Here is a 24,562-nt window from a genome sequence, read left to right on the forward strand (position 1 = left end):
GTCAGGCCGCTGTGCACAGGTCGGCACGCCCCAGGACTTGGTGCGACTCGTGGGTGGCGGCACCCAGGTGGTGCGAGCGCGGTCCGGCGCCGCCGGTGAAGGCGACGCTCTGGACGATCTGCCTGCCGTACATCCAGGCCGCGTACAGCTCGTGCTCATCACCCTCGATGGTCTCCGAGCAGCCGAAGCCGAGGGACTTTTGGTGGGCGTGGGCCGCCGGGACATCGGGAGTGCGGATGTTGCAGTGGTCCAGGTGGGCGACCTCCGCGCCGGGGCGCAGGTCACAGCGCCGGCTGAGGCGACCGGAGCCGCCGGATCTGGGCAGGGGCGTGGGGGTCGGGGTTTGCTGCCCCGGCCCCCACGCCCCTGCCGTCACCGCCTCCGGCGGCGGCCCCGCCGGGGCCTGTGCACGGCCGCGAGGGCCAGCGCCCGCTCGCGCGGGGTGCAGCCCCGGGTCATCCACAGGACCGCGCCGTAGCTGACGATGTCGCGGGCAAGGCGCAGCCCCTGGTTGACGCCCGTCCACGGGGCCACGGTCTCCGCCAGGTCCGCCGCCTGGTCGAGCAGTTCATCGAGAAACATGGGTCACTCCTCATCATGTCGGTCGTCGGTCGCCGGCTGCTTCCGACATGAACGAGGCTGCTCTCAGGGGAAGTTGTACAGAACGCCGGCGAATACGGGCGACCGCCCACGCAATCGGCGTACGCTTCCGGACTGCTCGGATGACAGCGAGTAGTCGTTTTTCAAAGGCTCCGGGGGTTGAAGAATTGGCCCGTGAAGAACAGCGGTGGCATCCCGCGGGTCCAGGCCGGCAGATCTCGTGGCCGCAGGACACCGACGGCTGGGGCGAGGACCGGCTCTGGATCCTGAACGCGCTCAAGCACTGGATGTGGGGCGTGGCGCACGGCTACGAAGGACGCCGGATGCTCGCTGGCGACCTGCGCCCGGTGTTCGGCGTGAAGTCCGCCGGGACCGTCTCGTCGTGGATCGCCCAGGGCGGCGTCCGCGGCGACGAGGGCCTGAAGTACTGCGAGACGGTCCGGGAACGCGCCGGTTGCACAGCCTCGTGCGAGAGCGGCTACGGAGACCTCGCGGAACTGCGGAAGCGGTACGCGCGAGCCCGCCACCACAGCGAGGAGCAGAAGAGGGCGGCACGGCAGCGCTCCCGCCGGCGAACCGTCGTACCCGCCCCCCTCAAGCTCACCCCACGGGAGATCGACCGCCGGCTGTCGGTCCTGGCAGAGGCGCGGGAGGGCGCTCTGCGGTCCCTGGAGACGGTCACCGTCAACCAGTTCGGGCCGGCCGGCGACCGTGTGACGCTCGCTCAGGTCCGTGTCGAACGGACCGCCGAGCGGCAGATGCTGAAGCACATCGAGCGTCAGTTGAACGGAGCCGCGGCCGGACAGGCCGCCGCTCTCGTCGGGGAGCCCGGCGTCGGCAAGAGCTGCTCCCTGTGGGGGGTGCACCGAACTCTGTCCCGGCGCGAGGACATCTGCCTGGTCCTGCTCTCCGCAACCTCCCTGCTCGCCGGCCCCGGCGGTCCCGCCGACCTGCGGCCCCACGAACTGCCCGCGCTGCTGCACGAACACCGCGGACGGACCTCGGGCGTCAGGCGCCCCCTCGTCCTGCTGCTGGACACCGCCGACCTCCTGCTGCATCAGCCGGAGACCGCGAACGACTTCGTCGAACTCATCACCGATCTGCGCTCCGCGGGCACCGCGGTCGCCCTGGCCTGCCGGAGAGGCGAAGCCGGTCTGCTCAAGCAGAGCTGGGACACCGCCCGCGGACCCGGCGCGTACGCCTCGCTGCTCTCCGACATCCTCCTCGACCTGTACGACACCGGCACGGACGACGACCGTCGCGGCGGATGGGCCCCGGGATCCGAACTGGCCCGGGCCGTCGACGCCTACGCCAAGGCGTACGCGCCGCGGCGCACCGAGGGCTCCCTGCCGCAGATGCGGCGGGCCCTGGCGGACGCCTCCGCACGCGGGCTGCCGCTCGGCGAGCTGATCCGCCACCCGCTGCATCTGCGCATGGTGTTCGACCTCTACGCCCCCGAAGGGCCGAGCGGGTCGGACCTCGATGTCGCCGGCCTCTTCCACGACTTCTGGGTCAGGCGCGTCGACCGCGACATGCGGCACTCGACGCCGGCGCCCGGCACCGAGCCCGGGGAACAGACCATGCCCCTCGGTCCGGTCGCCGCCGAGATCGGCCTGGTCACCTTGCGCGAGGGCACCATCGAGCTGCGGCAGGAGGCCGTCCGCGATCTCGTCGCCTCCCGCCTCGGCCTGTCCGGGCAGGAGGCAGCCCACTCCATCGGAGTACTGCGGCGCCGGGGAGTGCTCAGCGAACCCTTCGCCGGCCGGCTGCGCTTCCACCACCAGGCGATCGGCGAGTACGCCGCCGGGCGCGGTCTCGCCGACTCCCCCGCGGGACTCGACGCGGCCGTACGACGGATCGCCGAGCATCCCCAGGACCTCTATCTCGCCGAAGCCGCCCGGCACGCCTTCCACCACAGCGACCGGACACGCGCACACCGGGCGACGCACTGGTATCCCCTGCTGGCGCCGCTCGCCCGGGCCTCGTCGCCGGTGGCCCGGGAGACGTTCCTGCGCATCCTCGCCGGACTCGGCCACGCTCCCGCCACCGCCCTGGAGCACGCCGGCCCGCTCGTCGAAGACGCCGACGACGGCCGGCTCCTCGCCGCGCACTACCTGGCCCGTCTGAAGGCCACCGGCCGGCCCGCCGAGCACATCTGGCCGACGATGCTGAAGAGGATCTGGGCCGTGGCCGACGGCCCCCAGCGCCGCGAGGTCCTGCGCATCCTGACCGTCCTGCTCCGGCAGCAACGCGCCACCGCCGCGGCCTTCCTGCACGGCCTGCCCGCCCAGGACCTGCCCCGGTGCACCCCCGCCCCCCAGCTGACCACCCTGATGCGCCATCTCCACGAGGCCGGCGAGGCGGTCCCCGACGGCTCCCGCCGTGCCACCGCCGCCTCTCCGAAGCACCCCGTGGCCGCCATGATCGAAGCGATGCTCGACGACGGTTTCGTGCGGCTCGGCGCGCCTCTTGAGCACGCCCTTGCCACGCTCGCCGAACTCGGCGCCACCTGGCCCGACCGGTACGGCGATCTGTGCCGCGGCGTACCGGCCCGCGTCGCCGCCATTCCCGGGAAGGTCCCCAAGGACGTCGACAAGATCATCGCCCTGGCCGCGGCCTGCTGGGCCGCCGTACAGGTCCATGAAGGCACCGCCGACACCTTGCGGGCCCTGCGCGCCTGTCTGAGCGAACTCGCCGACGGAGCCCTGCCCGTCGCCCCCCACCCGGTCGTCCTGCACGGTGTGGCGAAGACCCTGTGCGATCCCGGCGTGCGGATCGCACCGCCGGCGCTGCGCGAGGCACTGGCGCTCGCCGCCGCGTCCGCACCCGCCGGCGACACCCGCAAGGTCATCGCCCGTTACTTCCTGCGCCCGCTGCTCATGGCCGGCGAGGCGCCGGCAGGGCGGGCGGCACGGGAGTGGTGCCGTGCGCAGACGTCGCACGAGCGGGTAGGGCAGGTCCCCCAGCCGCCCGCCACGACCCTGGTTCTGACCGCCCTGGCACAGCGGATGCCCGCCGCCGTGGTCGCCGCGTCACTGCCCGACGACCGCAGATCGGCGAAGCCGCGGGCGACGACGCTCCTGCCGTGGACCACGGCTCCCTGGGACCCGGAGCTGACCGTCGCCGCCGCGGCCGGCGGCCATCACCTCGCCACCCACGCCCTCGACCGCCTCACCGGTGTCACCCCCGGTCCGGAGGCGGCCCGGGAGGTGTCCGAGAAGGAGCGGGAGAGCGAGGAGGGCCACACCGAGGACCGCGTCGGCGATGACAGGGCCCCGGAGACGGGCACGGAGACGAGCACAGAGAAGAACACGGAGCGGGGCACCGGGAAGCGCCGGAGCAGGGGGCGGCAGGCGCGCAAGCGGCTGCCGTCACCACGCGAAGAGGTCGTCGTACGCGTCCCCGAGGCCCCGGACCTCCTGCTCCCCTGGCTCCTCGAGGACGCGCGGCTCCGCTCCAGCAGCGACGCCCTCATCGCCTTCGTCCATGCCCACGAGGCACGACAACTGCCCGCCGAGCACACCCGGCAGCTCTCCCTCATCGCCTCTCACCTGCGGGAACAGAGGAAGGATCCCCTGGCCTGGGCGGCGGCACACCGGCTGACCGCCCGCATGATCAGCCGGGGTCTCACACCGCTCGGCACCCCCGCCGACGTGGCGGAGCAACTCGACGCGTTGCGCACGAGCGCCGGCGCGCAGACCGCACTGCTGGAGGCGGCGACGCAGGCCATCACCGCCGACCCCGCTCAGTGGGATCTCTCCGCCGCGCGGACCACCCTGACCCCCGTCCTCGCGGAACTCGTCGCACGTGCCTCGGAGATCGCCGCCACCGTCACCCGGCCGCAGAAAGGGCACGACGCCTACATGCTGGCCGGAAACGCCGCCCATCTGCTGAGAGTCCGTCTCGCCGTGCTCGACGCACGCCGGAGACTCGCCGACGGCAGTCGTGACATCGGGCTGGAGGTCCTCCGCTCCCTCGTCTTCGTGCCAGGGAACCCGTGCGTACCGCGCGGTCATCGCCTCGCGGAGCCGGCCAACGTGTGGCCGCACCGGTTCCAGACCATGCCCCGGCTGTGCATCGACCTTCACGAGGCCGGACGTCCCCAGGACGCCGAAGAGCTACTGGGGTCGGCGGTGGAGGTCGTGACCGCGGGCTCCGGTCCTCACGCCCGCTGGCGACAGTTCGCGTGGAACCCGTGGCGCCCCTACCTGCGTGTCCTCGTCGGCGAGCGTTCCAACCTCTACGACCTGCTCATCGACTACGGCACCCGCGACCACCAGCTCGGCCGCCACTTGCTGGAAGTCGCCGGACAGGCCCTGAGCAACATCTCGGAGGAACTGCACCGGCTGCTCACCGATCCGCGGTGGCCCGCCGGACTGCGCGACGCCGCCCGCCGGACCGCGTCGTGGGCCGGTCGGGACGGCGCCAACCTGCGGTGGGAGACGGTCTACGACGAGATCGAGAAGCGGTGAACACGAGCGCGGGACCATGCCGACCGGCAGGGCATCCACCACCGGTGCACATACCCTACGGGGGTATAGTGTTCGATTGTGAGGGGCGCGAAATCCGGCCCCTCCCGCGGATCGACCCACGCTCACACACGAGGAAGAAGCCATGACGGATCAGACGAACTCCGGCTCCTCCTGCTGCGGCTCCTGCGGCACCGGCGCGGCGACCGACGTCCAGGTCCACGGCGTCGGCGTCACGACCACGTACAAGGTCTCCGGTATGACCTGCGGTCACTGCGAGACCGCCGTCTCGAAGGAGATATCCGCCCTGGACGGCGTCACCGCGGTCACGGCCGTCGCCGAGACCGGCGAGGTCAAGGTCACGTCCACGGCCCCGCTCGACCAGGAGGCCGTCCGCGCCGCCGTGGACGAGGCCGGTTACGAGCTCGTCGGCCGGGACTGACGGCTCCCGCGGGGTTCCGACCCGGTGCGCCGCTCATTCGCTCCCGCGTCGGGACGTACCGCTCCGCTGATACGGACGCCGTACGCCCCGGCCTACACCAGGAGATTCGCATGACCAGCACGGCTCCCGAGAAGACGCTCAGCAGTCCGACGCCCTCGCCCCCCTCCGAGGTGGAGCTCTCCATCGGCGGTATGACGTGCGCCTCGTGCGCCGCCCGGGTGGAGAAGAAGCTCAACCGGATGGACGGCGTCACGGCGACCGTGAACTTCGCCACCGAGAAGGCCAAGGTCACCTACGGCCCGGACGTCGAGGTCGCCGACCTCATCGCGACCGTCGTGAAGACCGGCTACACCGCCGAGGAGCCTCCTCCTCCGGCGGTCGCGAAGACGCTGGGCGCCGCCGAGACCCCCGCCGCGCCGGACGGTGAACTTCTCTCCCTGCGCCAGCGCCTGTTCGTGTCGCTGGCACTGTCCGTGCCCGTCGTCCTGATGGCGATGGTCCCGGCCCTGCAGTTCGACAACTGGCAGTGGCTCTCGCTCACCCTCGCCTCCCCTGTCGTGGTCTGGGGCGCCTTCCCCTTCCACAAGGCGGCCTTCACCAACGCCCGACACGGTGCCGCCACCATGGACACGCTCGTATCCATCGGCACACTCGCGACCCTCGGCTGGTCCTTGTGGGCGCTGTTCTTCGGGCACGCCGGTATGCCGGGCATGCGGCACGGTTTCGAGTTCACGGTCTCCCGCACGGACGGCTCCTCCTCCATCTACCTGGAGGCCGCGGCCGGAGTGACCGCCTTCATCCTGGCCGGCCGCTACCTGGAGGCGAAGTCCAAGCGCAAGGCGGGCGCGGCCCTGCGGGCCCTGATCGAGCTGGGCGCGAAGGACGTCTCCGTGCTGCGCGGCGGCAAGGAGGTCCGCGTCCCCGTCGCACAGCTGGCGGTCGGCGACCGGTTCGTCGTCCGGCCCGGCGAGAAGATCGCCACCGACGGCACGGTGGTCGAGGGCTCCTCCGCGGTGGACGCCTCCATGCTCACCGGTGAGTCCGTCCCGGTGGACGTGACCGTCGGTGACGCGGTCACCGGCGCCACCGTCAACGCGGGCGGCCGGCTGGTCGTCGAGGCGACCCGCGTCGGCGCCGACACCCAGCTCGCCCGGATGGCCAGGCTCGTCGAGGACGCGCAGAACGGCAAGGCGGCCGTGCAGCGCCTCGCCGACCGGATCTCCGCCGTCTTCGTGCCGGTGGTGATCCTGATCGCCCTCGGCACGCTGGCGACGTGGCTCCTCGTCACCGGCGACGCCACCGCCGCGTTCACGGCCGCCGTCGCCGTCCTGATCATCGCCTGCCCGTGCGCGCTGGGCCTGGCCACCCCGACCGCGCTGATGGTCGGCACCGGGCGCGGCGCCCAGCTCGGCGCGGTCGCGGTCGCCTGGGACGGGCAGGCGCGCGGTGTGCTCACCGTGGCCGACGCCGTCAAGGAGACGAGCGCTGAGGCCGTCGCCGAACTCCGTCGGCTGGGGCTCACGCCCGTACTGCTGACCGGCGACAACACGCGCGTCGCGGAGTCGGTCGCGCGCTCCGTCGGCATCGAGGAGGTGATCGCGGAGGTCCTGCCCCAGGACAAGGTCGACGTGGTCAGGCGGCTCCAGTCCGAGGGACGCACGGTCGCGATGGTCGGGGACGGGGTCAACGACGCGGCCGCCCTCGCCACCGCCGATCTCGGCCTCGCCATGGGCACCGGCACCGACGCGGCGATCGAGGCCGGCGACCTCACGCTGGTACGCGGTGACCTGCGGGTGGCGGCCGACGCCATCCGCCTGTCCCGCAGGACGCTCGCCACCATCAAGGGCAACCTCTTCTGGGCCTTCGGCTACAACGTCGCCGCCCTGCCCCTGGCCGCGTTCGGCATGCTCAACCCGATGATCGCGGGAGCGGCGATGGCCTTCTCGTCGGTCTTCGTCGTCACCAACAGCCTCCGGCTGCGCGCCTTCACGTAGCCGCCGGCCCGACGAGATGCGCACGAGGCGCCCGGTCCGGACGACCGGGCGCCTTGTGGCAAGGGGAGACAGCCGGGCCCTGACGGCCTCGGGAGTCCGCCCGGCGCCGACGGCACCCCCCGGCGGTGCGACGGAGGTCAGCCGCCGACGTGGTACCGGCTGGTGATCGCGACGCGGTTGAAGGCGTTCATCACGGTCGCCAGCCACGCGATCGCCGAGACCTGGTCGGCGGTGAGGACGGCCGCGGCGGCGTCGTAGTCCTCGTCGCTGACGTGTCCGTCCGGCACGCGTGTGATCGCCTCGGTCAGGCGGAGGGCGGCGCGGTCGGTCTCGGAGAAGTAGCCGGTCTCCGCCCATGCGGGCAGCACGGCGATCCGGTCGGGGTTCTCGCCCTTCCTGAGGGCGTCGCGGGTGTGCATGCGCAGGCAGAACGCGCAGCCGTTGATCTGGGAGGTGCGGATCCTCAGCAGTTCGACCAGGAGGGGGTCGAGGCCCGCTGCGGCGGCGGCCTCTCCCACCTCCGACGACAGGGCGATGAGGGTCTTGTAGGCGGCAGGGTGCTGCTCGCCGATGTTGACGCGCTGGGTGTCGGTCATGTCGTCCTTCGCTTCTTTCGTGTGGTGCGTGCCCCGCCCTCCGGGGGGCGGCTATGACGCGGGGTCGTCGATCTTGAGCTTGTCTCCGGTGTTGGAGACGAAGACGACCAGGAGCTTGGCCCGCTCGGTCGGGCTGGTGTTCTCGGTGAGGACGTGGTGGGCACCCGGCTCCTCGACCCAGTTCTCGCCCTGGTGGTAGGTGCGCACGGGCTTGTCGTCGAGCCGGCTGCGCACGGTGCCTTCGAGGACGTAGGCGTAGACGAACGCCTGGCCGTGCCGGTGCGGCATCGCGCGTGCGTTGGGCGGGAAGTCGACGATCACCGAGGTGAACGTCTTCCCCTTCACGTTCGGAAGTGCCTGCTGGAGCAGCGGCTTGAGGGTTTCGGCGGGGTGCGTCGACGCCATGGCCGCGGGCGATGCCACGGCCTCGGTCGGCCTCTGGGCGGCTGCGGGCTGGTCGGAGGTCGAGCAGGCGGTGGCCGCGCCCAGCGTGGCGACGGCCAGCAAGCCGCCGGCGATCCGCATTCCGATCATGATCGGTCTCCTGTTCGGTCTTCCGTGACGCGGATGATCGTTCTGCCCGGGGTGCGCGTGCCGGGGGCGAACGCGGAGGGTGCTTCGGCGAGCGGCCGCACGGCACCGACGAGCGGCTTGAGCCGGCCGTCCCTCAGCCGCGCGGCGAGCTCGGTGAGCCGGGCGCGGTCGGGTTCGACGACGAAGAAGACCGCCCGCCCGTCCTTGGGCCGGACCTTGGGCGGCATGGCGATGGAGACGAGGGTGCCGCCGGGGCGGACCAGGGCGGCCGAGCGGTCGAGGATGTCGCCGCCGATCACGTCGAACACGACGTCGGCCTCGCCGGCCTCCTCCAGCTTCTCGGTCTCCAGGTCGATGAAGGTGTCGACGCCCAGGGCGAGGGCCCTGTCCCGGGCGGAGGTCCGGCCGGTGCCGATGACGCGGGCGCCGGCCTCGTGGGCGAGCTGCACCGCGATCGAGCCGACGCCGCCCGCGGCACCGTGGATGAGGACGGTCTGGCCGGTGGTGAGACGGCCGTGGTCGAACAGCCCCTGCCAGGCGGTGAGCCCGGAGATCGGCAGTGCGGCGGCCAGGGTGTGGTCGATGCCCGCCGGCAGCGGGGCGAGGTTGCGGGCCTCCACCGCGGTGTACTCGGCGAGCGTGCCGTCACGGGTCCAGTCGGCCAGGCCGAACACCCGCTGTCCGACGCTCAGGCCGGTGGTGCCGTACCCCAGCTCCACGACGACACCCGAGAGTTCGTGTCCGGGCACGCTGGGCGTCCGGTCGCGGCCGGCGCGATCGGTCCACGTGGCGGGCCAGTCCAGCTCTCCGGGGGTGAAGCCCGCGGCGTGCACCCGCACGATGACGTCGTTCTCGGCCGCATGCGGGTAGGGGATGTCCGCCAGGGACATCCCGGCGACCCCGGCGTCACGGTCTCGAACTGTGATGGCTTGCATACAGGTCCTTACTGGGAGGGGCGACCCGAGCGCGCGGCCCGGTCACATTCAGGGCCGGCGGCGGCTCGTCGTCGGGAAGACGCAGCAGGTGGATGTATGCCGTTCCGCATGATCGATCTCACCTGCCGGCGCGTTCCTCCGTCGCCCGTCTTGCGTACTACTCGTCAGGGAGACGAGGCAGCACCTCCGGGTGTGACAGCCCGGACGCGCACGAGTTTCTCCGGGTTGATGACCCGGCGGTACGCGGTGATCAGACCGTCCGTGATCTGGACCGTGTCGACGGAGTAGACCCGGCCTGCCCGGTGGAACACGAGGGCCGGCTCACCGCCGACCTCGGCGAAGTCGATGCGGTCCGGGTGCCACTGGCGCCCCGTGCGCACCATGACCTCGGCGACGCGCTGGCCGCCGTGTATGAGCTTGCGTGCCGCGGGGACCTTGCCGCCTCCGTCGGTGACGTAGACCGCGTCCGGATGAAGGAGCCTGACCAGGCCGGCCAGGTCCCCGGCCTCGTAGGCGGCGCGGAAGACCGTGAGGATGCGTTGGCGCTCCGTCTTCGACGCCTGCGGCGTGGACTGCCTCGCTCTGGCCACCCGCCGTCGTGCCCGCGAGGCGAGCTGCCGGGCACCCGGCGCGGAGACGCCCAGGACGTCGGCGATCCGGCCGAACTCGAGGCCGAAGACATCGTGCAGGACGAGGGCCACCCGCTCCGGCGGGCTCAGCTCTTCCATGATCAGGAGCATGGCGGAACTGACGGACTCGTCGACGAGGACCGGCTGTGCCGCGTCCGCCCCTGTCAGCAGCGGCTCTGGCAACCACGGCCCGACGTAGGTCTCCCGGCGGAAACGGGCGCTCTTGAGGATGTCGTACGACCGTCGCGCGGCCACCGTCACCAGCCAGGCCCGCAGATCGCCGATGTCCCGCAGATCGGCTCCGGCCGCCCGCAGCCACACGTCCTGGGCGACGTCTTCGGCGTCGGCGACACTCCCCAGCAGCCGGTAGGCCACACCGAAGACCGCGGGCTGGTGCCTCTCCCATTCGGCTGCGAGCGGGTCCTCCTGCTCGGACCGTCCGGGCTCGTGCCGGTCACCCATGCGACGTGGCTCGGGTGACCGCCGCCGTTCCGGGAATCCCGACCCCCACGATGATCTCGCTCATGACCTCTGAAACTTCCGGTATCAGTGCGCTACGACCGGACGGTGCGTCCGTCTTCCACGGTGCCGGTCACCCGGTGTCCGGCACCGCCTCGGTCCGGCCATGAGTCACCCGTATCCGGACAGGCGGGCAGCGGGGTGCGGGGCTACGCCGCGCACCGGGTCGGCGGTGCGACGGCGTGGCCGGTCAGCCCCGGACGAATTCCAGCAGGTCGGCGTCGAACCGTTCCGCGAACTCGGGGACCATCGACAACCCGTGCGGAGCACCTGGGTAGACCTTGAGGATCGCGTCCTTGACGATCTTCGACGACTTGTTGGCGGATGCCACGATGGGGACGATCTGGTCGTCGTCGCCGTGGATGATCAGCGTGGGAACGTCGAACTTCTGGAGATCCTCGGTGAGGTCGGTCTCGGAGAAGGCCTTGACGCAGTCGTGGGCGCCCTTGATGCCCACGGACATGCTCCAGAGCCAGAACTGGTCGCGGGTCCCCTGCGAGACGGTCGATCCCTCGCGGTTGGCGCCGTAGAAGGGAGCGCTGAGGTCCTCGTAGTACTGGGAGCGGTCCGTCAGCACACCGTTGCGGATCTCGTCGAAGACGTCGACCGGCAGCCCCTCGGGGTTCGCCTCCGTCTTGAGCATCAACGGGGGGATCGCCCCGAGCAGGACCGCCTTGGCGACACGGTCCGATCCGTGCCGGCCGATGTAGCGGGTGACCTCTCCCCCACCGGTCGAGTGACCGACCAGGATGGCGTCGCGGAGGTCGAGGGTCTCGATCACCGAGGCCAGATCGTCGGCGTACGTGTCGAGGTCGTTGCCCTGCCAGGGCTGGCCCGAGCGTCCGCCCCCGCGCCGGTCGTGGGCGATGGCCCGGAAGCCGTTGTCCGCCATCAGCTTCAGCTGCGGATCCCACGCGTCCGCGGTCAGTGGCCAGCCGTGGGAGAAGACCACCGGTTGGCCCGACCCCCAGTCCTTGAAATAGATCTGTGTGCCGTCCTTGGCAGTGGCGAAGGCCATGAGCGCCCCTCCAGCCCTGTTCGGAATGCGCGTGCATGAGGGTTCGGTGCCCGAGCCGCAGGGGGCGTGTCACGCCGCGGGGGACGACGGACGGGCCCGCGCAGGAAGGCGGCCGATGAGCACGTCAGTGGGTCCCACGCTACTAGGGAGCCCCCGCTTCAGCGCGCCGGGCGGTCCGCGGCGCAGCCCCATGCTCTTGTCCGGAGGCCGCCGTTGTCACCAGGCGCCGGCGGCCTCTCGCCTCTCGCGGTCACAGGAATCCGCTGCTCCGCCCTGCCGTGGCAGGTACCGCCGCACGCGCGGCATAGTTGCAGTATGTCGACTGATCGCGCTAGGGGATCACCGGCTGGAGAGCGGGCTGTGGAACCGGGTGAGGTCCTGGCAGTGCTCAGTGCCGACATGACGGTCTCCGTGTGGACCGGGGCCGCCGAGCGCCTGTGGGGCTATTCGGCCGGGCAAGTGCTCCATGGTCCCGCCAAGAGGCTGCTGGTTGCGAGCGCCTCGGACATTCCCTGCGTCTTCGCCGGCAGTCCTTGGTCGGGGCGGGTGTGGATCCGCCGCCGCGACGGCCATGAGACACCCGCGTACCTGCGGGTCACACCTCTGGACACCGACGGCGGCGCTGGATGGCTCGTGTGGGGGCCGAGCGTCCTCGGGCGACCGGGCCTGGATCCGGCCGCGGTGGACGCGTTCCTCCACCACTCGCCGGTCAGTCTGGCCATCTGGGACCGGGACCTGCGCTCCGTCTGGTTCAACGACAGCGTGCACCATCAGGACCTCTACGGCTCCGAGCCGGAGCTGGGCGGCCATGTCACCGACGTGGTCCGTGCTCGTCACCCGGAGTTCCTGGAACGAGCCATGGCGCGCGTCCTCCGCAACGGCGAGCCGCTCCTCGGGCAGGAACTGTGGCCGGCCGGGGCTCGGGCCCCCGACCGTCACTACCGTGTCGCCCTGATCCGTCTCGACGGGCCGGACGGTCGGCCCCTGGGCGTCTGTTCCGTTGCCGTGCTGGCCGGCAGCGGGCAGGAGGGCGGGCGACTCCATCTGCTCAACGAGGCCAAAAGCCGCATCGGCACGGATCTGGACCCGTTGGTCACCAGTCAGACTCTGGCGGAGACGGCGGTACCGGACCTCGCCGACTACGTCACCATCGACCTCGTCCAGGCCGTGCCGCTGGACAAGGAGCCCTTGAGACGCCTCAAGTCCACCGACATGAGCATCCCCGGCTTCTACCGGGCCGGCGCCGCTTCCATCCACGACGATCTCCGCGAGTCCCTCTGGGCACGCGGAACGCCGGTGTACGTTCCGCCGGCATCGCCCTTCACCACCGTGCTCGAAGAGCGCCGGTCCCACTTCGAGCCCGTTCTCGACACCTCCCCCGGCACCTGGCTCGACAACGACCCGGATCGGGCCCGGGTCATCCACCGGACCGGAATGCACTCCCTCATGATCGTCCCCCTGCAGGCCCGCGGTGCGACGCTCGGCATCGCCGTCTTCGTGCGCAGCGAGAACCCGGTCCCCTTCAGCAGGGCGGATCTCGCTCTCGCGGAGGAACTCGCGGCCCGGGCCGCACTGATCATCGACAACGCCCTGCGCTACACGCGAGGGCGGACGGCGGCGCTCGCCATACAACGCGACCTGATGCCGCACCGCTTGTCCGGGGGCAGCACGGTCGAGGTGGCCACCCGTTACCTGCCCGCGGACACACATGGCGGCGTCAGCGGCGACTGGTTCGACGTCATACGACTGACCGATGCCCGGGTGGCCCTGGTACTGGGGGACGTCGTCGGTCACGGCATGCACGCGGCCGTGACCATGGGACGCCTGCGCGCCACGACCCGTGCGCTGAGCAAGTTGGCGTTGCCGCCCGCCGAATTGCTGCGTCTCATGGACGAACTCGCCCTCGACGTCACCCGGGACCGTTTCGACGACGATCCCTCCGCTGCACCGGCTTTCGGAGCCACCTGCTTCTACGGTGTGTACGACCCGGCAACCCGGCGCTGCACCATGTCCAGTGCCGGCCATCCCCCGCCCGCCATCATCTCCCCGGACGGATCGGTCGACTTCGCCGACGTACCCCCAGGCGCACCCATCGGGGTGGGACTGGGCTCCTACGAATCGACCGAGGTGGAACTGCCGGACAACAGCGTGATCGGGCTGTACAGCGACGGTCTGATCGAGACGGACCATGACGTCGACCGCGGCCTGCGGCGGCTGCGCACGGCGCTCGCCGGCCCCTTTTCCAGTCTGGACGACCTGTGCGCGTCGGTCATCGACACCGTGGTCCCCGACGGACCGCTGGACGACGACATCACTCTCCTGCTGGCCCGCCCCCGCCCTGCCGCCGGCTGACGACGGCTGAACGGACGTCCGCGCTCCGCCACGTCACGCTCCGGCCGCCCCCGACCCGCCACTGGGGGTTCCCGCCGTCTGCGTCGGCACGCCCGCGTCCCAGAGCTCGGCGAACCGCTGGGTCCTCAGTCTGACGTGGTTCTCCTGCGCCCTGACCCGTGTCGAGGTGTTGACGTGACGCTGGTCCTGTTCGATCTCGTAGCAGGTCACCTGGTCGAAGACGACGAATTCGTCCACCAGGCCCCGCCTGACGGCCGGGGGTAGCTGGCTCCGGACGACCACACGCGTCTGGATGCCCAACTCCTCCTGCTCCCGGCTGATGTGGCGCAGGTCGTCGTCGAGGTCCGTCGGGTCGGCCACCAGAAACAGCCGTCGTACCGTCACCCCCCTCGCTATCGCCTCGCGTTGCGCCTGAAGATAGCGGCCGGCGGGCTCGCTGTCCCAGAAGTCCCGGTCCACCAACGACAGCGTGCTCGTGGTGTCGATGGAATCCGTGGCGCAGTCGGTGAGGGCCAGCAGCCAGTCGTGGTTCTCCCCTGCGCAATCGACGGTCCCGCTCTTGAGTGCCTCCATGTCGACGGCGAGGCGCCGGATCAGCTCCTCGGCGAAGCGCCTCATGATGTCGGGACCCCTGGAGACGACCTCCACCGCGCTGGTGGCCAACGCGGCCACCCCGTCGGAAGGCAGCCTCTCCATCTCGCTGTGGAACCTGGTCGCCTCGCTGATCCGGGCGAAGCTCCGCACGACCGTTTCCTGTGTCTGCGCCTGGTGCCGGGGCAGCGCGGCCTTGAAGTCCCTCACCTGATTGATCAGGTCGCCGAGGAGCTGAAGGACCAGGAGGCAGCCACCGACGAAGATGCCGACGCCGATCTGCCACTTGGTCTCCGCGTCGGCGACCTCGGTGACGACGGACGCCAGGCCGCCCGCCGCGAGGGAGACGAGCACCTTCCACCACATCCGCCATGCGCCGGATGCGTCTCTCCACGGTGTGCCGTTCGGTTCCGGACTCGGCCCCGTCGCCATCGTGTGTCCCCCCACCAGTACGCGTGCCGGTTTCATCCTCGGGGCGCCGCGACGTCCCCCACGACAACCGGACAGCGTGAAGGGACAGTCGGTCGCGGATGCGCTGTACCAAGGTCTGCCACTGCCGGGTGAGGCCCGGCGTCTCCTCAAGTGTGCCCCGCGGGCTCCTGGATCACTCGGGCACGCGGCGTCCACGGGTGCGACCGGGCATGGCCGCGCCTGTCAGCGGTCCCGCGCCACCTCGTCGTCGTGGTCGGGGTCGCTCGGGCCCAGTCGGACGCAGCACTCCCCGGGCTCCGGAGCGAGGACGGCCTGGACCCCGTTGACTTCCAGGCCGCTGAGGTAGCCGGAGAGGAAGGCCTGGTTCATGCCGCAGACCAGCTCCGGCGCCTTCGCGGCCAGCGGGTGGAAGGGGCAGTTGCGCAGCCGGAGCCGGGTCGGGGTGTCCCGGACGGGTTCGTAGCCGTACTGGTCCAGCAGCCGCTCGCAGGCGGTCAGCCCGCGCTCCGGGCCCAGGCGGCCCGGACGGGTCTCGTCGCGGGCCGCCTCGCCCAGCCGCCGGCCGCGGTGTTCGGCGGTGCGCATGGCGGCCTGGGCGGCGTTCTCGTCGGCGCCCTCGGTGAGGACGGCGTCGAGGAGCAGGTCGGCCAGGAGTTCGTGGCGCCGGTCGGGGATGCTCACGGTGATCTGGGCGTCGGCGGGCTCGTACACCTTGGGCTGCCTGCCGACCTTGCGGACCCCGCCGGGCGTTTCGTAGCGCGCGCGCAGCAGGCCGGCGTCGACGAGCTTGTCGAGGTGGAAGGCGGCGAGCTTGCGGGAGATGCCGACGCTGGCGGCGGCCTCGTCGCGGGTGACGGCGCGGCGGGCGCGGCGGATGAAGGTGAACATGCGCCGGCGCGAGTCCTCGCTCAGGACGCTCACGGAGTCGATGGCGCGGTCGGTCGCGTCGGCCCGCGCGCTGGGATCGGAAGCCACACGACCACGGTAACGCCCAACCGCGTGGGCACAAGTGTTCTTCCCTTGTCGTGTGCTGTACGTCTTGACGCATCCCCGGAATAAGACCAAGACTTGTTGGTGAAACCACCAGGAGGTTGCGATGGCCAGTGATTCACAGCTTCAGGCGAAGCGCCCGGTCAGCGCCGCGCTCGCCGGCCCGTACGGCCACCCGTTCCACCCGATCCTGGTGACCGTGCCGATCGGCGCCTGGGTGACCAGCCTGGTGTTCGACATCGCGAGCCACGTCGTGCACCGCCCGGGTTTCCTGACCCAGTCCTCGCAGTGGCTGATCGCGGTCGGTGTGATCGGTGCCCTGCTGGCGGCCATGGTCGGATTCCTCGACCTGTTCGCGATTCCGGCCGGCACCCCGGCCTTCCGCACCGCCCTGGTCCACATGACGCTGAACCTGCTGGTGACCGCCGCTTACGTCGTCAACTTCCTCTGGCGCCAAGGCGGCCACGCCGACGGCGGAAGCGTCGGCATCGGCAGGCTCGTCCTGTCCGCACTCAGCGTCGCGGTCCTTGCGGTCTCGGGATTCCTCGGCGGCAAACTCGCCTACCGCTACGGCGTACGCGTCGCCGACGAGACAACGCAGGCCGAGGGATACGCACCCGGCCGCGGCCGGAGCGGCGCCCGCTCGGCCGGGTGACCCGGCCCCCGTCCACCCTGCCGGCCGGTGCCCTCCGGTCGCCTTCGCCACCGTCCCCCTCTGGAGTTCCCATGGACATCGCCGCGCTGATCACCTGGGTGATCACCGCTCTCGGCGGTTTCTACATGCTCGGCACCTGGATCCAACGCGGCGGGATCCGCCAGCAGCGAACCGGTACCAGCCGCCTGCCCGCACCCGTCGTCTTCGGGCACTTCGCCCTGGCCACGATCGGACTGGTGGTGTGGATCATCTACGTCGTGGCCGACAGGAGTGCGCTGGCCTGGACCGCGTTCGGCCTGCTGCTGCCCGTCGCCCTGCTGGGCTTCGTAATGCTGGCACGCTGGATCCCCGTCCACCGCGAGCGTGCCACGGTCGGCGCGGCAGCGGCCGCGGGAGGTCCGGGAGCCGAAGGCACCGTCCCCGCCGAGCGCCACTTCCCGGTGCCGGTCGTGGTGGCCCACGGCCTGCTCGCCGTGGTCACCCTCGTCCTGGTCCTGCTCACCGCCCTCGGCGTCGGGGGTAGCTGACATGACCGAGCGCCTGGACCGCACCAGCGCCCGAAGGGACCCCCTCGACGAGGAAGGGGCGATACCCGGGCGGCCCGCCCTGCGGGTCGTCCACGAGCGCGACGGGATCGACCTCGCCGCGGCGGAGGCCGCGGCCGGCCAGTTCCTCGCCGCGCTCGGCGTCTCCACCGCCTCGGAGAGTCTGCGCGGCACACCGGGCCGGATGGCCCGCGCCTACGCCGAACTCTTCACCCCGCGCCCCTTCGACCTGACCACCTTCCCCAACGACGAGGGCTACGACGAACTCGTCCTGGCCCGTCGCATACCGGTCCGGTCGGTGTGCGAACACCACCTGCTGCCGTTCGTGGGCACCGCCCATGTCGGCTACCTGCCCGGCGCCCGGATCCTGGGCCTGTCCAAGCTGGCGCGCGTCGTCGAGCACTTCGCCTGCCGCCCGCAGGTCCAGGAACGCCTCACGAAGCAGGTCGCCGACTGGCTTCAGGACCACCTGGAGCCCAAGGGTGTCGGTGTGGTGATCGAGGCGGAACACTCCTGCATGACCCTGCGCGGGGTGCAGGCGACCGGCTCCAGCACCATGACCTCCACCCTCCTCGGCCTGCTGCGCTCCGACGCCCGCTCCCGCAGTGAATTCCTCGGCCTGACGGGAGCGGCCTCCTGACGACCGCCGGATCTTTGGACAGGCCCGATGCACCGGGCGGCGTATCGCCCCTTTTATCCAAGATTGCACGCCCGGATCGGGGTACTCGCGGAAGTACGGACGTACTACACCCCCCGAAGGTGAAGACCATGACCACTTCCCCCAGGCCGTCCATGGAGACGCACCCCGACATCGTCGACATGCGCCTTCGGCACGAGATGGCCGAGCGCGCCACGAGCACGCCCAAAGGCCAGGCCATCGAGACCATGGCGCTGCTCACCGGTCTGTACCTGGCGGCATCGCCCTGGATCACGGGCTTCAACAACCTGTCCACCCTGGCCGTCACCAACCTGCTCACCGGTATCGCCTACGCGGTCCTGATGAGCGGCGGATTCGGCCGTGCCTACGAACGCACCCACAGCATGGCGTGGGCGTCCTGCGCTCTGGGTGTGTGGGCGATCATCGCGCCGTGGGTGGTCGCCGGCAACGTCAGCACCACGAAGACGATCGTGAACAACGTCATCGTCGGCGCGCTGGCCCTCCTGCTGGCCCTGGCCGCCAGCGCGGCAGCCCGAGCGGCGGAGTCGTCCGAGGCACGGCGCGGCATGTCGACGTCGTACGCGCCCGGTCGCGGCTGACCTTTTACGCGATCCGACGTGCTCGCGGGATCACCGGGCCGGAGCCGGTGATCCCGCGAGGCGATGCTGTACGGTCTCGGCCGCTCAGTCCTCGCGCATCGCCTGCGGACGGCGCGGACTTGCCGCCGGGGTGGGGGCGATGGTCTCGGCGGCCTCGACGGCTTTGCCATGGTGGCGAGGTCGGTGACGTCGGTGCTGCGGGTGCGCCTCGTGATCAACGCGGTGGCTCTGGACCGGCACGTGCTGCTTCTGACGTACGTCCGGCGGCGAGAAGCCGGGCCTGCGGCTATGGAGCTCGGGGTGGTGGCGCGAGGGCGGTGGTGCTCGCGGCCGGTATGGCCTCGCGGCAACGCCCTTGGTACTGGCGGGGGTCGCTTGGTACTGGCGGGGGGCGCTCAGACCGCGTCGTCGGGTGTGCCCAGGCCGGTCAGGGCGCCGACCGGGTCGAGGTCCGGGGTGCCGCGGGGCCACCAGTCGTCCTGGCCGGGGTCCGACTCGTAGGCGTACCACAGGCCGTCCCGGCCCAGGCGGAGCTGGACGTGGCCGCGTGGGTGGGTGAGGCGGTTGCGCCAGGGGCGGAACGCCGGCAGGTCGGCGGCGAGCAGCAACGGGCGGGCCCGGTCGAAGCGGCCGGCCGGCGGGTCCCACGGCTCCTCCAGCGCGGCCAGGCCCGCCAAGCCGCCCTGCCGCCAGGCCGCGACGGCACGCGCGAGGTCGGCCGGGGTGCGATGGGCCGCGTCGGCCAGCGTGGCATACAGCGTGCGGGTGGCCGCGGTCAGCCCGGAACCGGGGCGGGCCGCGGCGAGCCGTACCGCGTCCTGCCACAGGGTCAGCTCGCCGACCGGGTCGCGTCCGGAGACGAGCAGGGCGTGCGCGCGGGCGGCGGCGTCGGTCGCCAACTGGTCCAGCGCGAAGGGGTCTGGGCCGCCCGGTGCCGACGGGTACGCCGGGGGCTGCTCGGGGTGCGGGGGCACCGGCAACGGCGGCGGCAGCGGCGGCAGCTCGCGCGGAGCGAGGGCGTCGGCGGCACGGACGCCCGGCAGGGTCTGCGGCTGTCGTTCCTGGGCGGCGCGGGCGGCTCGGGCGGCGCTGCGCCGGGACAGCGCGTCGAGCAGTTCCTTCTCGCCCCGGCCGCGCAGCAGGAGCAGCACGAAGGGGTCGGCGTCCAGCAGGCGGGCGGTCTGGTAGCAGAGGGCGGCCGCGTGTTTGCAGGGGTGGCCGGAGTCGGGGCAGCTGCATCGGGGGGCGAGGTCGCCGGGGCCGGGCAGCAGGGGCACCCCGCAGTCGGCGAGCGACTGGGGCAACTCCTTGTCGAGCAGCGCCGCAATGTGCCCCGGCCGGTCGGCCGCGGCGTCCAGGAACCTCTCCCAGTCCTCGTCCTCCAGCGTCCGCACCCGCACCTGCACGCGGTACGGCCGGGGCCGGCTTCCGCGCACGTACGCCAGCACGAGTCCCGGGGTGACGGTGATCGCGTCCACATGCCCCTGGTCCGCGTACCCCCGCCCCCGCGCCAGCCGCTTCGCGTCCAACGCGCCCTGCTCCAACGCCCCGACCCAGGCGTTGCCCCACCAGGTCCCGGCGAACGACCCGATCCCCCCGGCGGTCTCACGCGGCACGAACGCCGGGAAGGTACGGCGGAGTTCGGTGTCACGGTGGGGGGTGGCCATGGTCGGCGGTACGTGCGGGACGGCGGGAGCGGGAGGGGTGCCGGGGCCGGGGTCGGGGTGCGCGGAGGGAGTAACCGAGTCCCGGGAGCCGGAGGGCTCGGTCGGGCCGGCCTGCGCCGAGGCACGCCCGGCCGGGGTCCAACGGGCGAACGGCTCGGCCCGGTCAGGGAGGGCGGCGGACGTGTGTGCCGAGGGGGTGGTTCGGGACGCCTCGGAGCAAGGACCGGACACCGCAGGCGCGGAGGGTGCGGAGGCCCCCGGCTCGGAGGCGGGGTCCGGGGGTGCAGGGTCGGTCAACGGGTTCTTGGCGGTGACGCCGGGGGCTTCAGGGGAAACGGCGGGGGCCGAGGGCTCGGGTGCGGCAGCCGAAGGCTCTGCCGGGGGGGCCGGGGCCTGCGCCGAGGGTGACGATGCCGACGCCGGTGTCGACGGGATCGGCTCGGCCGGCGTGGGCGAGACGTGCTCATCCGGCTCCTCGGCGGTCTCCGTCCACGTGGGCATGCGGAAGGCGGTCGCCAAGTAGTGCCGCATGTCCTGCGCGGCCTTGGCCTTGGCGGCCGAGGTCTCCTGTCCCGGTGGGGGCGGTGTGGCGGTATCCGAACGCCCCGGTGTCCGCCGCTCAAGCCGGGGTTCCGCCGCCCGCGCGCGCAGCGCTTCCGCTTCCCTCCGGGCCGCACGCAGCGCCTCCCGGGCGACATCACCTGGACGCCCGCCCGTGGCACCGGCCGGCCGCACGCCCTCCGCACGAGCACCGGCCGGCCCCGGACCCTCCGTACCGGCATCAACCGAGCCCACTCCCCGCCCGGACCCCGCTCCAGGACGTGAGGCCTCCTCGCGGCCTCCATCCGCCACCGGGCCGTCGGCGTCGGACACCGCTGCCTGCCCAGCAGCCGGCATCGGCCCGCCCTGACCCCGGCGCGTGGCGACGGCGGCCCTGAGAGCTGCGCGCGCCACATCGCCGGGCTTGGCCCCAGGCGCGCCGGAAAGCCCGGCCGACCCCCCATCACCCGGCTCGCCCTCACCCCCGGACGGCACCGCACCACCCAGCTCGCCCTGACCACCAGCGACAAGCCCCGCCCGCGACACGCCCCCCGGCGCGGTATCCCCACCGGACGGCACCGCACCACCCAGCTCGCCCCGGCCACCAGCGACAAGCCCCGCCCGCGACACGCCCCCGGAAGGCACCCCGTCGCCAGGCCTCGCCCCGCCGGCGGAAAGTTCCGCTCCCGCCCAGGGCTCGGTCCCGTCCGCGCTGTCCGGGTGAGCCGTGGTCTCGACGGTGGAGTCCTGCGGTCCCTCGGTCGGCTCGGACGCCGTTTCCTCCCGGGTGTCCCGCGGCGCCGCCGTCCACGCCCGCTCGGTCTCCGCTCGTTCGCGGGCCGCGCGGAGGGCCCGGCGGGCGACGTCGCCGGGGCGGGGCGGGGGCGTCATGGGGTCCTCCGCAGGGAGACGAGGTCGGACAGCTCGCGGTCCGTCAGCTCAGTGAGGGCCGCCTCGCCGGAGCCGAGGATCGCGTCGGCGAGGGCGCGCTTGGACGCGAGCATCTCGGCGATGCGGTCCTCCACCGTGCCCTCGGTGACCAGGCGGTGGACCTGCACCGGCTGGGTCTGGCCGATGCGGTACGCGCGGTCGGTGGCCTGCTCCTCCACGGCCGGGTTCCACCAGCGGTCGAAGTGGATGACGTGGCCCGCGCGGGTGAGGTTCAGGCCGGTGCCGGCGGCCTTCAGGGACAGCACCAGCACCGGTGTCCCGCCGTCCTGGAAGCGATCGACCATGCGCTCGCGCTCCGGCACCGGCGTGCCGCCGTGCAGCAGGTCGACGGGGATCGCGCGGGCGGACAGGTGGGCGGTGAGGAGGCGGGCCATGCCGACGTACTGGGTGAAGACGAGCGCCGAGCCGTCCTCGGCGAGCAGGGTGTCCAGCAGCTCGTCCAGGAGGGCGAGTTTGCCGGAGCGGGCGGCCAGGCGGTCGGGACGCGCGTCCTCCTTCAGGTAGAGCGCCGGGTGGTCGCAGATCTGCTTCAGGGCGCCGAGGAGCTTCAGCACCAGGCCCCGGCGGGCCATGCCCTGCGCCGTCTCGATGGCCAGCATCGACTCGCGCACCACCGCCTCGTACAGCGCGGCCTGTTCCCGGGTGAGCGGCACCGGGTGGTCCGTCTCCGTCTTGGGCGGCAGCTCGGGCACGATGCCGGGGTCGGACTTCTTGCGCCGCAGGAGGAAGGGGCGGACCAGCCGGGCCAGCCGCTGCACCGCTTCCTCGTCCTCCCCGTTCTCCACCGCCCGCGCGTGCCGCGCGCGGAAGGACTTCAGCGGGCCGAGGAGCCCGGGGGTGGTCCAGTCGAGCAGGGCCCACAGTTCGGAGAGGTTGTTCTCCACCGGGGTGCCCGTCAGTGCCACGCGCGCGGGGGACGGGATCGTGCGCAGCGCCTTGGCGGTGGCCGAGTAGGGGTTCTTCACGTGCTGGGCCTCGTCGGCGACGACCATGCCCCAGGGCTGTTCGGCGAGGCGGGCCGCGGTGGAGCGCATGGTGCCGTACGTGGTGAGGACGAAGCCGCCGTCCACGCCGTCCAGTGTGCGCTCGGGGCCGTGGAAGCGGCGGACGGGGACGCCGGGCGCGAACCGGGTGATCTCGCGCTGCCAGTTGCCGAGGAGGCTGGCCGGGCAGACGACGAGGGTCGGCTCGGTGCGGGCCCGCTTCAGGTGCAGGGCGATGAGGGTGACGGTCTTGCCGAGGCCCATGTCGTCGGCGAGGCAGCCGCCGAGGCCGAGCGAGGTCATCAGGTCGAGCCAGGCCAGGCCGCGCAACTGGTAGTCGCGGAGGGTGGCGCGCAGGCCGGGGGGTGGGTCTGCGGGGCGCAGGCCGGCGGTGAGCCGGTCGCGGAGGGCGGCCAGCGCGCCGGCGGGGACGGCTTCGACGGTCTCGCCGTCGACCTCGGCGGTGCCGGTGAGGGCGACGGCCAGCGCGTCGACCGGGTCGAGCAGGCCCAGTTCGCGTTTGCGGGCCTTGCGGACCAGGGCGGGGTCGACCAGCACCCAGCGGTCCCGGAGCCGTACGACCGGGCGGTGGGCCTCGGCGAGGGCGTCCATCTCGGCCTCGCTGAGCGGGTCCCCGCCGAGGGCGAGCTGCCAGCGGAACCGGAGCAGGTCCTCGCTCTCGAAGAAACCGGTGCCGTCGGTCGCCGAGCCGGGGGCCGGGCGGACCTCGGCGGTGGCGGTCAGGTCGCGGGCGAGGTCCCGGGGCCAGTGCACGGCGACCCCGGCGGCGGCGAGCCGGGAGGCGGCCACACCGAGCAGCTCGCCCAGCTCCTCCTCGGACAGGGCGAGGACGTCGGGGACGTCCTGCTCGGCGAGGCGGTCCAGGGGCGCCCACACCCGTGCGGCGCGCCGCACGGCGAGGGCCGCGTCGACACGCGCGCGGGGCCCGAACGCCTCGTCGGCCTCGCCCGCCCACAGGGCCGCCGCGTCGGCCACCAGGGTGGGGTCGGCGAGGCTGTGGACCTGGACGACGGCCGCTCCGGCGGCGCGGGCGCCCTCGCTCGCGCCGGCGTCGAAGACGTCGTACGCGGACAGGTCCAGGCGGAGTGAGATCCGCACGCCCGCGTCCATCCCGGCGGCGACCTCGGCCGCCCACTCATGGGCCGCGGGCAGGGTCTGGGGTTCGCGGGCGGCGAAGGGCCGGCCGACGGTGCAGGGGGCCGCGGGGGTGCGGGGCAGGGTGTCGGCGACCGCGTCCAGGAAGGAGCGGATCAGGGCCTCGGGCTCGGGCAGCCGGAGCGCGCCCGGGCCGGGGAGGGGCACGGCGTGGCCCTCGGGGGGCAGGGCGGCGGCGATGGCGCGCAGGTGGGCGATGTCGTCGGGGTCCAGCGGGCCGGCCCGCCAGGCGTCGTGGCCGGCCGGGGTCAGGCCCGGCAGCAGCCGGCCGCGGGCGACGAGCCGCAGCGCGTGCAGGGCGGCGGCGCCCCAGCAGGCGGTGGCCGGGTGGGCGGCCGGGTCGCGCCGGGCGCTGACCAGCAGCGGCAGGGCCTCGGCGAGCGGCAGGGTCAGCGCGGGCACCTGCCGGCGGCGCACACCGGCGCCGTGCCGTCGTACGACCGTCAGTTCCTCGGAATCGGCCCCGCTCGCGGTGGGCAGCGGGTCGCCGTCGGGGGCCCAGAAGGCGAGGCGGCCCTGGCGCGGCAGGGGCGCGGGCAGGTAGACGGACGCGAGGCGCACCGGGACCGGGAGCCCGGTCCCCGTCTCCCGGGAAACACCCGTGCGCTCGGCCACCGCAGCCGTGCCGCTCATACGTCCTGCCACCTCCCGCCCGTGCGTCGGATCAGACGTCTTCGACTCTACGGG

19 protein-coding genes are annotated in these 24,562 nt (G+C 72.7%); 8 read left to right on the forward strand and 11 right to left on the reverse strand.

All coding sequences use genetic code 11. The annotated features are described in order from the left end of the window. Position 1: 1 nt before the first annotated feature. Together OO52_RS22280 and OO52_RS22285 are read right to left on the reverse strand one after the other, a co-directional pair. Positions 2 to 376, reverse strand: coding sequence for a hypothetical protein (locus tag OO52_RS22280; RefSeq protein WP_030645513.1), 375 nt, complete (start codon positions 374 to 376; stop codon positions 2 to 4). Continuing rightward, a complete protein-coding gene (locus OO52_RS22285) occupies positions 373 to 582 on the reverse strand; it encodes a hypothetical protein (RefSeq protein WP_030645516.1) in 210 nt (69 codons plus the stop codon). The genes OO52_RS22280 and OO52_RS22285 overlap by 4 nt, the downstream gene beginning before the upstream one ends. A 185-nt stretch (positions 583 to 767) precedes the next feature. Between OO52_RS22285 and OO52_RS22290 the strand changes: the two genes are divergently transcribed. The 3 genes from OO52_RS22290 to OO52_RS22300 all read left to right on the forward strand — a co-directional run bounded on the left by OO52_RS22290 (position 768) and on the right by OO52_RS22300 (position 7,505). Beyond that, complete coding sequence (locus tag OO52_RS22290) at positions 768 to 5,072, forward strand: hypothetical protein (protein ID WP_030645518.1); 4,305 nt, start codon at positions 768 to 770, stop codon at positions 5,070 to 5,072. A gap of 142 nt (positions 5,073 to 5,214) precedes the next feature. Further along, the gene (locus OO52_RS22295; RefSeq protein WP_030645520.1) at positions 5,215 to 5,511 is read left to right on the forward strand and encodes a heavy-metal-associated domain-containing protein; all 297 of its coding nucleotides are present in this window, start codon (positions 5,215 to 5,217) and stop codon (positions 5,509 to 5,511) included. A 110-nt stretch (positions 5,512 to 5,621) separates the two neighbouring features. Then, positions 5,622 to 7,505, forward strand: a complete 1,884-nt coding sequence (locus OO52_RS22300) for a heavy metal translocating P-type ATPase (protein ID WP_037670847.1) — start codon at positions 5,622 to 5,624, stop codon at positions 7,503 to 7,505. A gap of 137 nt (positions 7,506 to 7,642) precedes the next feature. Here the strand turns inward: OO52_RS22300 and OO52_RS22305 are convergent, their stop codons facing one another. The 5 genes from OO52_RS22305 to OO52_RS22325 form a co-directional block, all read right to left on the reverse strand. Then, positions 7,643 to 8,101 (reverse strand): carboxymuconolactone decarboxylase family protein, encoded by a 459-nt coding sequence (locus OO52_RS22305; RefSeq protein ID WP_030645522.1) that lies wholly within the window; start codon positions 8,099 to 8,101, stop codon positions 7,643 to 7,645. Positions 8,102 to 8,152: 51 nt separating this feature from the next. Next, positions 8,153 to 8,635: a cupin domain-containing protein gene (locus tag OO52_RS22310; RefSeq protein ID WP_051818462.1), complete on the reverse strand. Its 483-nt coding sequence runs from the start codon at positions 8,633 to 8,635 to the stop codon at positions 8,153 to 8,155. Further along, positions 8,632 to 9,570, reverse strand: a complete 939-nt coding sequence (locus tag OO52_RS22315; RefSeq protein WP_030645526.1) for an NADP-dependent oxidoreductase — start codon at positions 9,568 to 9,570, stop codon at positions 8,632 to 8,634. Before OO52_RS22315 ends, OO52_RS22310 begins: the two co-directional genes overlap by 4 nt. Positions 9,571 to 9,734: 164 nt before the next feature. Beyond that, positions 9,735 to 10,661: an RNA polymerase sigma factor SigJ gene (sigJ, locus tag OO52_RS22320; RefSeq protein WP_051818464.1), complete on the reverse strand. Its 927-nt coding sequence runs from the start codon at positions 10,659 to 10,661 to the stop codon at positions 9,735 to 9,737. Between the two features lie 247 nt (positions 10,662 to 10,908). Next, entirely contained in the window at positions 10,909 to 11,736 is an 828-nt protein-coding gene (locus tag OO52_RS22325; protein ID WP_030645530.1) for an alpha/beta fold hydrolase, read from the reverse strand. 399 nt (positions 11,737 to 12,135) lie between these two features. On the opposite strand from OO52_RS22325, the gene OO52_RS22330 reads away from it, so the two are divergent. Beyond that, positions 12,136 to 14,088: a SpoIIE family protein phosphatase gene (locus tag OO52_RS22330; RefSeq protein WP_158712539.1), complete on the forward strand. Its 1,953-nt coding sequence runs from the start codon at positions 12,136 to 12,138 to the stop codon at positions 14,086 to 14,088. Between the two features lie 33 nt (positions 14,089 to 14,121). Here OO52_RS22330 and OO52_RS22335 read toward each other — a convergent pair whose 3' ends face one another. Further along, positions 14,122 to 15,033 carry a DUF6879 family protein gene (locus tag OO52_RS22335; protein WP_234328836.1) on the reverse strand — a complete coding sequence of 304 codons (912 nt, stop codon included), beginning with the start codon at positions 15,031 to 15,033 and terminating at the stop codon, positions 14,122 to 14,124. A gap of 300 nt (positions 15,034 to 15,333) precedes the next feature. Next, positions 15,334 to 16,086: a helix-turn-helix transcriptional regulator gene (locus tag OO52_RS22340; protein WP_030645535.1), complete on the reverse strand. Its 753-nt coding sequence runs from the start codon at positions 16,084 to 16,086 to the stop codon at positions 15,334 to 15,336. A 121-nt stretch (positions 16,087 to 16,207) separates the two neighbouring features. On the opposite strand from OO52_RS22340, the gene OO52_RS22345 reads away from it, so the two are divergent. The 4 genes from OO52_RS22345 to OO52_RS22360 all read left to right on the forward strand — a co-directional run bounded on the left by OO52_RS22345 (position 16,208) and on the right by OO52_RS22360 (position 18,558). Beyond that, the gene (locus OO52_RS22345; RefSeq protein WP_030645537.1) at positions 16,208 to 16,756 is read left to right on the forward strand and encodes a DUF2231 domain-containing protein; all 549 of its coding nucleotides are present in this window, start codon (positions 16,208 to 16,210) and stop codon (positions 16,754 to 16,756) included. 71 nt (positions 16,757 to 16,827) lie between these two features. Next, the gene (locus tag OO52_RS22350) at positions 16,828 to 17,283 is read left to right on the forward strand and encodes a hypothetical protein (protein WP_030645539.1); all 456 of its coding nucleotides are present in this window, start codon (positions 16,828 to 16,830) and stop codon (positions 17,281 to 17,283) included. A 1-nt stretch (position 17,284) separates the two neighbouring features. Further along, the gene (folE, locus tag OO52_RS22355; protein ID WP_078864514.1) at positions 17,285 to 17,941 is read left to right on the forward strand and encodes a GTP cyclohydrolase I FolE; all 657 of its coding nucleotides are present in this window, start codon (positions 17,285 to 17,287) and stop codon (positions 17,939 to 17,941) included. A gap of 128 nt (positions 17,942 to 18,069) precedes the next feature. After that, complete coding sequence (locus tag OO52_RS22360; RefSeq protein ID WP_030645543.1) at positions 18,070 to 18,558, forward strand: SPW repeat protein; 489 nt, start codon at positions 18,070 to 18,072, stop codon at positions 18,556 to 18,558. A 395-nt stretch (positions 18,559 to 18,953) separates the two neighbouring features. Here OO52_RS22360 and OO52_RS52860 read toward each other — a convergent pair whose 3' ends face one another. Both OO52_RS52860 and OO52_RS22375 read right to left on the reverse strand, forming a co-directional pair. After that, positions 18,954 to 20,960: an SWIM zinc finger family protein gene (locus OO52_RS52860; RefSeq protein WP_420711409.1), complete on the reverse strand. Its 2,007-nt coding sequence runs from the start codon at positions 20,958 to 20,960 to the stop codon at positions 18,954 to 18,956. Positions 20,961 to 21,652: 692 nt separating this feature from the next. Then, entirely contained in the window at positions 21,653 to 24,508 is a 2,856-nt protein-coding gene (locus OO52_RS22375; protein WP_030645549.1) for a DEAD/DEAH box helicase, read from the reverse strand. Positions 24,509 to 24,562: the final 54 nt, after the last annotated feature.

This window comes from Streptomyces flaveolus (assembly GCF_000716535.1).
Taxonomy (GTDB): Bacteria; Actinomycetota; Actinomycetes; order Streptomycetales; family Streptomycetaceae; genus Streptomyces; species Streptomyces flaveolus_A.

Coding starts and splice junctions, on each gene's coding strand:
- sigJ (WP_051818464.1), bottom strand. CDS start 10,661: ATGGGTGACCGGCACGAGCCCGGACGGTCCGAGCAGGAGGACCCGCTC.
- OO52_RS22360 (WP_030645543.1), top strand. CDS start 18,070: ATGACCACTTCCCCCAGGCCGTCCATGGAGACGCACCCCGACATCGTC.
- OO52_RS22315 (WP_030645526.1), bottom strand. CDS start 9,570: ATGCAAGCCATCACAGTTCGAGACCGTGACGCCGGGGTCGCCGGGATG.
- OO52_RS22330 (WP_158712539.1), top strand. CDS start 12,136: ATGACGGTCTCCGTGTGGACCGGGGCCGCCGAGCGCCTGTGGGGCTAT.
- folE (WP_078864514.1), top strand. CDS start 17,285: ATGACCGAGCGCCTGGACCGCACCAGCGCCCGAAGGGACCCCCTCGAC.
- OO52_RS22285 (WP_030645516.1), bottom strand. CDS start 582: ATGTTTCTCGATGAACTGCTCGACCAGGCGGCGGACCTGGCGGAGACC.
- OO52_RS22345 (WP_030645537.1), top strand. CDS start 16,208: ATGGCCAGTGATTCACAGCTTCAGGCGAAGCGCCCGGTCAGCGCCGCG.
- OO52_RS22325 (WP_030645530.1), bottom strand. CDS start 11,736: ATGGCCTTCGCCACTGCCAAGGACGGCACACAGATCTATTTCAAGGAC.
- OO52_RS22305 (WP_030645522.1), bottom strand. CDS start 8,101: ATGACCGACACCCAGCGCGTCAACATCGGCGAGCAGCACCCTGCCGCC.
- OO52_RS22310 (WP_051818462.1), bottom strand. CDS start 8,635: ATGATCGGAATGCGGATCGCCGGCGGCTTGCTGGCCGTCGCCACGCTG.
- OO52_RS22375 (WP_030645549.1), bottom strand. CDS start 24,508: ATGAGCGGCACGGCTGCGGTGGCCGAGCGCACGGGTGTTTCCCGGGAG.
- OO52_RS22350 (WP_030645539.1), top strand. CDS start 16,828: ATGGACATCGCCGCGCTGATCACCTGGGTGATCACCGCTCTCGGCGGT.
- OO52_RS22295 (WP_030645520.1), top strand. CDS start 5,215: ATGACGGATCAGACGAACTCCGGCTCCTCCTGCTGCGGCTCCTGCGGC.
- OO52_RS22300 (WP_037670847.1), top strand. CDS start 5,622: ATGACCAGCACGGCTCCCGAGAAGACGCTCAGCAGTCCGACGCCCTCG.